The organism is Vibrio sp. V42_P2S4T144, assembly GCF_009904715.1.
Taxonomy (GTDB): Bacteria; Pseudomonadota; Gammaproteobacteria; order Enterobacterales; family Vibrionaceae; genus Vibrio; species Vibrio alginolyticus.
Genome location: NZ_WXWS01000469.1, coordinates 1 through 9,664, shown reverse-complemented (window position 1 = coordinate 9,664; position 9,664 = coordinate 1). Strand labels below are relative to the sequence as shown.

Below are 9,664 nucleotides of genomic sequence, written 5' to 3'. Positions count from 1 at the left end.
AACCTAGCCCTCTTATCCTGTTTTGTCATAACTAAGCTGTGCTAATATAGCGGCTCGTTCATTTTTTAGTTGAAGCTCTATGTTAGAAGTGTCTAACCTGACAGCAATCCGTGATGAAAGGGTTCTGTTTGAAAACCTGCAGTTTGAAATTAAGCCTGGTGAATTGGTCCAGATCGAAGGGCGTAATGGTACTGGTAAAACTACATTGCTACGGATTGTGACAGGGTTAGGTGATAGAGAAGAAGGTGTCATTAAATGGAAAGGCGAAGAGGTTGAAAAATCTCGTGATGTTTTCCATCAAGATCTGCTTTTCTTAGGACATCAAACAGGAGTGAAACGAGAGCTTACCGCATTAGAAAACTTACGTTTTTATCAATCTATTCAAAATAATCGCTCTTCAGACGAAGAAATCTTTATCGCTTTGACTCAAGTAGGATTAGCTGGTCGAGAAGATGTGCCTGTAGCACAACTTTCCGCAGGTCAGCAACGACGAGTCGCATTGGCAAGGTTATGGCTCAGTAAGCAAATTTTATGGATCTTAGATGAGCCGTTGACTGCCATTGATAAGCAAGGTGTCAAGGTGCTTGAATCTTTGTTCGCAAGTCATGCTGATAATGGCGGTATTGTTGTGTTGACGACGCATCAAGATATGTTTGCGGACAGCCCGAAACTTAGAAAAATAAAGCTGGGTGACTGATATGATTTCCTCGATGACCACCATCATTCGTCGTGAGCTCCTAATCGCATTTCGCCGTCAGGCAGACATTCTGAACCCGCTGTGGTTCTTTATTATTGTCATTACTCTCTTTCCTCTGAGTATTGGACCAGAGCCTAATTTGTTAGCACGTATTGCAGCGGGCATCGTTTGGGTTGCCGCATTGCTGTCCGCCTTATTATCATTAGAGCGTCTATTTCGTGATGATTTTCAAGACGGTGCACTAGAACAAATGATGCTAATGCCGATTCCATTGCAACTTGTAGTGGTTTCAAAGGTCATAGCACATTGGTTGTTAACAGGGTTACCTCTGATTTTAATTAGCCCATTATTGGCGGTTTTACTTTCGCTCGACTTCAATACTTGGCTATCGGTTGTATTAACCTTGATGATCGGTACACCAACACTAAGTTTTATTGGCGCCATTGGTGTGGCGTTGACTGTTGGGTTGCAAAAGGGTGGCGTTCTTTTGAGTTTGCTTATTCTTCCGCTCTACATCCCAATTTTGATTTTCGCAACATCGGCAATTGATGCTGCCGCACTCGGTATGGCGTATAACGGTCAACTAGCGATTTTAGGTGCGATGCTAATGGGGGCGATGACATTAACGCCTTTTGCCATCAGTGCCGCATTGCGAGTTAGTGTTAACTAACTCAATAAAGTGCCAATGAAGCGGCGCTTGATCAAAGAATTATTATTAAAGCACTGCTACGGTCTCAACCCTTTAGACAGTGTCCCTGAAGTAAGAGTGAGAACAAAACATGTGGAAATGGCTACATCCTTATGCCAAGCCAGAAGCAGCTTATCGTTTGAGTGGTAAGTTTCTGCCTTGGTTTTCTGTATTGGCCCTCGTATGCTTATCGGTTGGTACGGTTTGGGGGCTTGCATTTGCGCCTTCAGATTACCAACAAGGTGACAGTTTCCGAATCATCTACATTCATGTCCCATCAGCTATTTGGTCTATGGGCGTTTATATGTCGATGGCGATCGCTGCATTTATTGGCCTAGTATGGCAAGTTCGCCTATCTGATATGGCGGCACTTGCGATGGCTCCGATTGGTGCAGTATTTACTTTTATTGCTCTACTTACAGGTGCTGTTTGGGGCAAGCCTATGTGGGGCACTTGGTGGGTATGGGATGCCCGTCTTACATCTGAATTGATTCTGCTATTTCTCTACCTTGGTGTGATTGCGCTCTACCATGCGTTTGACGATCAAAAAACCGCTGCAAAAGCCGCTGGTATCTTAGCGATCGTAGGCGTAGTAAACCTACCTATCATTCACTTTTCCGTGGAATGGTGGAACACGCTTCATCAAGGGGCGACGATCACGAAATTTGAACAACCTTCTATTTCATCCGACATGCTTTGGCCGTTATTGCTGAACATCTTTGGCTTTGCGTTTTTCTTTGGTGCCGTGACGATGGTCCGTTTCCGTAACGAAATCATCAGTAAAGAAAGTCACCGCCCTTGGGTGCGCAAACTCGCAACAGAACAAACTCAGTGAGGTAACTGATTATGCATTTTGAATCTCTGAGCGACTTTTTTGCCATGGGTGGCTACGCATCATACGTATGGAGTGCGTTCGGTATTACTTTCTTATCCATGCTGATTCTTCTGATCACTAGCCTTCGCCGCGGTGATGCATTATTGAAAGAAGTGAAAGCAAAAATTGACCGTCAAGCTCGTATCGACGCAGCGAAGAACATGGAGAACACCTTATGAACCCGAGACGTAAAAAGAGGCTAGGTATTGTACTAGCGATCTTTATCGGTATTAGTGCCACCATTGGTTTGATACTTTATGCGCTTAACCAAAATATGGACCTTTTCTATACTCCAACGGAATTGGTTAATGGTAAGCCAGATGGCACCAAGCCAGAAGTAGGCCAGCGTCTGCGTATCGGTGGAATGGTGGTTGTGGGCTCAGTTCGTCGAGATCCTAATTCTTTGAAAGTGAGTTTTGACCTGCACGATGTCGGTCCGAAAGTGACGATTACCTATGACGGTATTCTTCCTGACTTGTTCCGTGAAGGGCAGGGCATTGTTGCTCAAGGTGTACTGAAAGATGCCACGACAGTTGAGGCATTTGAGGTCCTAGCGAAGCACGATGAAGAATACATGCCACCAGAAATTGCAGAAGCGATGAAGAAAACGCATGAACCGCTTCAATACAGCACCGAACAGAAACAAGGAAGCGGCCAATGATTGCTGAAATCGGTCACTTTGCTCTCATTCTTTCGCTTGCAATGGCAGTGCTGTTGAGCGTATTGCCATTGTGGGGAGCATCGAACAATAACACCATGCTCATGAACACAGCGCGACCGCTATCTTGGTCTATGTTCCTGATGCTGTTGTTCTCTTTCGCCATTTTATGTTGGGGATTTTATACCAACGACTTCACGTTACAGTATGTAGCGAGCAACTCGAATAGTCAGCTTCCTTGGTACTACCGTTTAACCGCAGTATGGGGTGCACACGAAGGTTCACTGTTGCTATGGGTGTTAATCCAAGCTGCTTGGACTGTCGCTGTAGCGACGTTTAGTCGTGGTATGCCGCAAGAGTCGGTTGCACGTGTACTTGCTGTTATGGGCATGATCTCAGTGGGTTTCCTACTGTTTATCATCCTAACGTCGAACCCATTCCTACGTACGTTACCGTTCTTCCCGGTTGACGGACGTGACTTGAACCCACTGCTTCAAGACCCTGGTTTGATTGTTCACCCGCCAATGCTTTACATGGGCTATGTTGGTTTCTCGGTTGCGTTCTCTTTTGCGATCGCATCCCTAATGACCGGACGCCTTGATACGGCTTGGGCTCGTTGGTCTCGTCCTTGGACAACCGCTGCATGGGTATTTTTAACACTTGGTATCGCACTAGGTTCTTGGTGGGCTTACTACGAACTTGGCTGGGGTGGCTGGTGGTTCTGGGACCCAGTAGAAAACGCATCATTCATGCCTTGGTTAGCGGGTACCGCATTAATGCACTCTCTTGCCGTGACAGAAAAACGCGGCACATTTAAAGCGTGGACGGTACTATTGGCAATCTCTGCATTTTCGTTGAGTTTGTTGGGCACCTTCTTAGTCCGTTCCGGTATTTTAGTATCGGTGCACGCGTTCGCGTCTGACCCGTCGCGCGGTATGTTTATTCTAGGCTTCCTCGTTTTCGTTATCGGTGGCTCTTTATTGCTGTTTGCCGTAAAAGGGGCAGCAGTGCGTGTACGAGGTAACTTCGACTTAGTCTCACGTGAAAATGCGCTCTTAGCCAACAACGTATTACTTATCGCCGCTCTTGTTGTGGTGTTAGTGGGGACACTGTTGCCGCTCGTACACAAGCAGCTTGGTTTGGGGTCGGTCTCTATCGGTGCGCCATTCTTTGACATGCTATTTGCGTGGTTAATGATGCCATTTGCTTTTCTGCTTGGTATTGGTCCTCTTATTCGCTGGAAGCGAGACAGTTTATCTAAACTTGTGAAACCAATGCTCGTTTCAGGTGTTCTTGCTTTCGCCTTGGCCGCGCTATGCGTGTACCTATTTGCCGATTTCTTCTCAACCATGGCTTACATTGGTTGGGTGATGGCGATTTGGATTATTGCGATGCATGGCTTTGAACTGTACGAGCGCGCAACGCACCGTCATAGCTTTAGTGAAGGTGTTCGCAAGCTGCAACGTAGCCACTGGGCAATGATGTTGGGTCATGTTGGTCTGGCGGTATCTGTTATCGGTATTGCGATGGTACAGAACTACAGCATCGAGCGTGATGTACGTTTAGCACCTGGCGAACACTTCCAAATTCAAGGCTATGATTTCTACTTCTCAGGCTTGCGTGATAAAGATGGTCCAAACTACGATGGCTACATCGCAGACTTTGAGATCACACACGATGGCAAATACGTGAATACGCTTCACGCAGAGAAGCGCTTCTACCGTACGGCTAAGTCTATGATGACTGAAGCAGCCATTGACCGCGGTATTAGCCGCGACCTATACATTGCAATGGGTGAACGTTTAGACGACAACCGATCTTGGGCTGTTCGTATTTACTATAAACCGTTCGTTCGTTGGATTTGGGCTGGCTCTTTGATTATGGCATTAGGCGGCGCACTAGCGATTTCTGATAAACGCTACCGCTTCCGTAAATCGCCGAAGAAAAATGCGAAGTCAAAAGAGCAGGAGGCATAACATGAATAAGAAAATCTTATTTATTCCGCTTGTCGCTTTCATGATTCTAGCGGGCATTTTCGCAACCCAGTTAATGCGTAACCAAGAGGGCGATGATCCAACTAAATTGGAGTCGGTTTTGGTTGGCAAGCCAGTTCCTGAGTTTCATTTAGAAGACCTGGCTGAGCCTGGAAAACAGTACGACCAATCAATTTTTAAAGGTGAACCGTTGCTCTTGAACGTTTGGGCAACGTGGTGCCCAACGTGTTATGCAGAGCATAAATACCTAAACGAATTGGCGGGTAAGGGCGTTAAGATCATCGGTATGAATTACAAAGATGATCGTAATAAAGCAATAGGTTGGCTGAATGATCTCGGCAACCCGTACTTGATCAGCCTATTTGATGGCAGTGGTATGCTTGGCCTTGACCTTGGCGTTTATGGTGCTCCAGAAACATTCATTATTGATGCAAATGGTGTGATTCGCTATCGCCATGTAGGGGATGTAAACCCACGTAATTGGTCAGAAACACTGGAGCCGCTTTACAACAAATTGGTTGAGGAGGCGAAGCAATGAGAAAGCTAATTCTTGCCGTTTTTGCTGCGATGACATTATCTCTTGCTGCTCATGCGGCCATTGAAGTGTACGAGTTTGATAATTTGGAACAAGAACAGCAGTTCAAAGAGTTAAGCCATACGCTCCGTTGCCCTAAATGTCAGAACAACACGATCTCGGATTCTAACGCTGAACTTGCTCAGGACTTACGCCATAAGGTGTACGAAATGACCAAAGAAGGTAAGTCCAAAGATGAGATTGTTGATTACATGATCGCCCGTTACGGTAACTTCGTGACTTACAACCCACCATTTACGGTCGCGACTGCGATTTTGTGGCTAGGGCCACTCGCTGTAGTACTGGGTGGTTTTGGTTTGATTGTACTGCGTAGCCGTAAATCTAAAGTTAAGGCAAAAGCGAGCAGTGACGAGCAATGGGATGAGCAAAAAGAAGCTCGTTTAAAAGCATTGCTTGAAGAAGAGAACAACGGAGATAAGAAGTAATGACACTATTTTGGATTTCCACCGTTGCTCTCACGCTTATTGCTTGTGCGCTGGTGGCTTTGCCGCTGCTTAAACAAAAAGCGAACAATGATGATGTGTTACGCGATGAGCTCAACAAGGCATTTTATAAAGACCGACTATCTGAGCTTGCAGAAGAAACTGACGAAGGTCTGGTTGAAAGTGAAGACGAACTGATTTCTGATCTAAAGCAATCACTGCTTGACGATATCCCTGGTGATAAAGCGCAAAAAGAAACCAAGGTTTCTCCAATCGCGGTTTTAGTTCCATCGGTAATTCTGACGGTGGTGCTGAGCTATGGTTTGTATTATAAATTTGGCGCGTCAGACGATATTGTTCAATGGCAAGAAGTGTCTGCAAATCTACCTGAGTTATCGAAAAAGCTGATGTCGGCTTCTTCTGAGCCGCTGAGTGACGATGAAATGGCGGATTTGACCCTTGCCCTTCGAACTCGCTTACATTACCAGCCGGAAGACTCGACAGGTTGGTTACTGCTAGGTCGTATTGCGTTAGCAAATCGTGATGTCACCACGGCTATCGATGCGATGGAAAAATCGTACCGCCTAGAGCCCAAAGATCCTGATGTGATGTTGGGTTATGCACAAGCTCTGATGCTGTCTCAAGAGGAAATGGATCAAGCGACGGCTCGCTCATTACTCGGCAAGCTGATGCAGCAAGACTATGTCGACCTGCGTGTGTTTTCTTTGTTAGCGTTCGATGCGTTTGAGCGTCAAGACTTCCCGGCAGCCATAAAGTACTGGGGAATCATGCAGCAAATGATTGGTCCAGAAGATAGCCGATACGAGATGTTGTCACGAAGTATTGAGAGTGCTCGTAAGCAAATGGGCGAAGCGGTTTCACCGGATAAGAGTGTAGCTGTGACAATTAATGTGGCACCAAATGCTCAGTTGGATCCAAACGCAGTTCTGATTGTGTCAGTACATCGTTCAGATGGCTCCCCAATGCCTGTGGCTGCTGCTCGTTATCCGCTAGGTACTTTCCCTCGCACAGTCGTATTAGATGATGGCAATGCCATGATGCAAGGGCAAAAGTTATCTTCACTCGATAAGCTAATCGTCCGTGTGCGTGTAGATTCTGACGGTAACGTAGCAACGCGTGATCAAGATTGGCACGGAGAAAGTGACGTCGTTGAATTTGGCGCACCAGTAGAAGTGACCATTGATCAGCAGTATTAATTGTTAACATCTGTCTCTGAAACATGACAACGAGGTAGAGTCAGTTGCCTTTAGTGGTATGACTCTAAACGATCGAGTAGAATACCGAAGGCCAGCGATTGCTGGCCTTTATTTATTCCCATATCTGAGTCATCTTTACTATGTATCCTGCTCAACATACGTACAATGGTTAATCGGGGTGACTTAGGTACATTAATAGTCGTTATGGAAAATAAAATGTATAACAAGGGTAAATCTACCTTCTTGTTGCTGTTAGCCGTTGGACTGGTTGGCTGTTCAAGTGCGCCTGATGAAGCAGTAACAGGACAAGAAACAAATCAAACGACTTCTGAACTCAACTACGAATATTTAGATCCGTATTTGGTTCGTCCTGTATCACTTGCGTATGTAGAATACACGCCAGTTCCTATTCGTTCTGGTATCGCTAACTTCTTATCGAACTTAGATGAGCCAGCAAGCATGGTTAATAACTTAATCATGGGTAATGGTACGAAAGCCGTGGACCACTTTAACCGTTTTTGGATTAACTCGACGTTCGGTATTTTCGGTTTATTCGATATTGCAAGTGCCGCGGGTATTACGAAGTACGACGAGAAAGCGTTCAGTGATGCAGTAGGCCACTATGGTGTTGGAAATGGTCCTTACTTCATGGTTCCGGGTTATGGTCCGTATACCTTACGTGAAGTGACAGATACCGTAGATAGTACGTATTTACCCCTCTCTTATCTCAACTTCTGGGCGAGTTTGGGTAAGTGGGCGTTTGAAGGAATGGAGAAGCGTGCTTTATTAGTGCCGCAAGAAGCGCAGCTAGACTCATCGCCGGATCCATATGTTCTTACTCGTGATGTTTATATCCAGCGTCAAAACTTTAAAGCAGAAGTTGAAACGGTAGAAGAAGTTAACATCGAAGAAGAAGAGTATTTAGACGAATATCTAGAAGACTTTTAAGCGTTGTTCTTCACAATAGAGAAATGAAAAAAGGCTTAGCTGATGCTAAGCCTTTTTTGTATTTTGCCGCTTGGTTAGAAACGGTAGTTTGCTTGAACACCGATTAGCCAAACATTACCCGTAGTTTCGCCTACAAATTGGCCGCCGACTTGTTCTGCAGTGTCGTCTGACTTGTAACCACGAGACTCAACGATTGGTGCGTCTTTCGCAAAAATATAGGTGAAGCCAGCGTCTAGGCTGAAGTCTTTCGTCCAATCGTACGTTGCGCCAATACTTAGCCAAGTACGGTCAGTTTCTGGAATAGTAATCGTGCGGTTTTTGTCGCTTACCGCTGAAGTATCGTATGCAATACCAGTGCGTAGCGCTAGCTTAGGATCAAGCTGGTAAGTAGCACCAACAGCAAAGCGATAGTTGTCTTCCCAGTTTTCTACTTTAACCATATGCGTGCCAGCAGTATTTAGACGTGCTTCCAGTTTCTCGAAAGAGCTCCAATCCGTCCAGTTAACGCTTGCGTGTAACGCAAATTGGTCTGTTACTTGGTGGAAGCTTGCCAACTCAGCCGTTGCAGGCAGGTTTAGATACATGTAGCCGTTGTCGCGTTCAGAAGTACCGAAGCCAAAACCAAGACCTTCAGCATGGCCTTCAAGCTTCAGTTCAACTTCAGATTTGTACGCGAAGCCGATACGGTTATTTTCATTGATCTGCCATGCTGTACCAACTTGCCAGCCCCAAGCGGTATCGTCACCTTCCATGTATTTTAGAGCGGTACCTTGAGGAACACTGATTGGTTGATTAGTTTCAGGGTTTAACCCTACAACGTTATTCTTAGGAGCTGCTGCGCCAAAGCTGCCTTCGCCGATGATGTAACGGATACCACCACCAACGCTGATTGATTCATTGACTTTGTAAGCTGCGTTCAAGTTCGCTTCCATTGTCGTTACGCTTGCTTCGTTACCGAAGTGCGAGGCACCAAAGCCTTTACCTAAATCGGTTTCCATGCCGTAGTTGGTGCCAAATGCCAAACCAATTGCGAATTTCTCATTATATTGGTGTGATAGGTAGAAGTTTGGAATGATTGCATCATGTGCGAAGTCATCTGAAGATGCAGAAGAAGTGCTACCGTGGAAGTTTACATCACCTTCAATATCAATATTTGGGTTCACATAGATTGCACCAACGGACACTTGAGTGCCTTCCAAATAAGTTAGCATTGCTGGGTTACGCCATTGTGCACTTGCGTTGTCAGCCATTGCTGCTTCACCAGCATATGCTCGACCTAGGCCTGTTGCAGAATATTCAGCAAGTTGGAAACCTGCTGCGTTAGCCATGCCCGTTGTGCCAAGTAGGCTTAATGCCACTGCTGTTGATAGAAGAGTCTTGTTGGTTTTCATTCGAATGTTCGCTGATTTGTTTATAACGTGGGACGAAAGTTTAAAGGTAGAGTTTTTACTTTAGAAATGAAAATCCAGCATAAGTAGTTATTTGGAGTATTATGCTCTCAAGTGTTGATTGGGTGGTTTAATTATCTAACTGTGAAAGGCTTGTAAACGGAATTCAGCGAACAGCTGTGC

The 9,664-nt window shown here is 45.5% G+C and carries 11 protein-coding genes; 10 read left to right on the top strand and 1 reads right to left on the bottom strand.

From position 1 onward, the window contains the following. Nucleotides 1-79: 79 nt before the first annotated feature. The 10 genes from ccmA (at nt 80) to CAG68_RS15655 (ending at nt 8,093) form a co-directional block, all read left to right on the top strand. Nucleotides 80-697 (top strand): cytochrome c biogenesis heme-transporting ATPase CcmA, encoded by a 618-nt coding sequence (ccmA, locus tag CAG68_RS15700; protein ID WP_005380511.1) that lies wholly within the window; start codon nt 80-82, stop codon nt 695-697. Nucleotide 698: 1 nt separating this feature from the next. Continuing rightward, complete coding sequence (ccmB, locus tag CAG68_RS15695; protein WP_005380512.1) at nt 699-1,367, top strand: heme exporter protein CcmB; 669 nt, start codon at nt 699-701, stop codon at nt 1,365-1,367. Between the two features lie 109 nt (nt 1,368-1,476). Continuing rightward, nucleotides 1,477-2,220 carry a heme ABC transporter permease gene (locus tag CAG68_RS15690; protein WP_005380513.1) on the top strand — a complete coding sequence of 248 codons (744 nt, stop codon included), beginning with the start codon at nt 1,477-1,479 and terminating at the stop codon, nt 2,218-2,220. A gap of 11 nt (nt 2,221-2,231) precedes the next feature. Continuing rightward, nucleotides 2,232-2,438 carry a heme exporter protein CcmD gene (ccmD, locus tag CAG68_RS15685; RefSeq protein WP_005380515.1) on the top strand — a complete coding sequence of 69 codons (207 nt, stop codon included), beginning with the start codon at nt 2,232-2,234 and terminating at the stop codon, nt 2,436-2,438. Beyond that, nucleotides 2,435-2,920 carry a cytochrome c maturation protein CcmE gene (gene ccmE, locus CAG68_RS15680; RefSeq protein ID WP_005380516.1) on the top strand — a complete coding sequence of 162 codons (486 nt, stop codon included), beginning with the start codon at nt 2,435-2,437 and terminating at the stop codon, nt 2,918-2,920. The genes ccmD and ccmE overlap by 4 nt, the downstream gene beginning before the upstream one ends. Then, a complete protein-coding gene (locus CAG68_RS15675) occupies nt 2,917-4,893 on the top strand; it encodes a heme lyase CcmF/NrfE family subunit (RefSeq protein ID WP_021034009.1) in 1,977 nt (658 codons plus the stop codon). Before ccmE ends, CAG68_RS15675 begins: the two co-directional genes overlap by 4 nt. 1 nt (nt 4,894) lies before the next feature. Further along, complete coding sequence (locus CAG68_RS15670; RefSeq protein WP_005380518.1) at nt 4,895-5,449, top strand: DsbE family thiol:disulfide interchange protein; 555 nt, start codon at nt 4,895-4,897, stop codon at nt 5,447-5,449. Next, the gene (locus CAG68_RS15665) at nt 5,446-5,931 is read left to right on the top strand and encodes a cytochrome c-type biogenesis protein (protein WP_005380519.1); all 486 of its coding nucleotides are present in this window, start codon (nt 5,446-5,448) and stop codon (nt 5,929-5,931) included. The genes CAG68_RS15670 and CAG68_RS15665 overlap by 4 nt, the downstream gene beginning before the upstream one ends. Beyond that, the gene (gene ccmI, locus CAG68_RS15660; protein ID WP_017820807.1) at nt 5,931-7,145 is read left to right on the top strand and encodes a c-type cytochrome biogenesis protein CcmI; all 1,215 of its coding nucleotides are present in this window, start codon (nt 5,931-5,933) and stop codon (nt 7,143-7,145) included. The genes CAG68_RS15665 and ccmI overlap by 1 nt, the downstream gene beginning before the upstream one ends. A gap of 216 nt (nt 7,146-7,361) precedes the next feature. Then, a complete protein-coding gene (locus CAG68_RS15655) occupies nt 7,362-8,093 on the top strand; it encodes an MlaA family lipoprotein (protein ID WP_161441343.1) in 732 nt (243 codons plus the stop codon). 74 nt (nt 8,094-8,167) lie between these two features. On the opposite strand, the gene CAG68_RS15650 is transcribed toward CAG68_RS15655, so the two are convergent. Then, a complete protein-coding gene (locus tag CAG68_RS15650) occupies nt 8,168-9,484 on the bottom strand; it encodes an outer membrane protein transport protein (protein WP_086046949.1) in 1,317 nt (438 codons plus the stop codon). Nucleotides 9,485-9,664 lie beyond the last annotated feature (180 nt).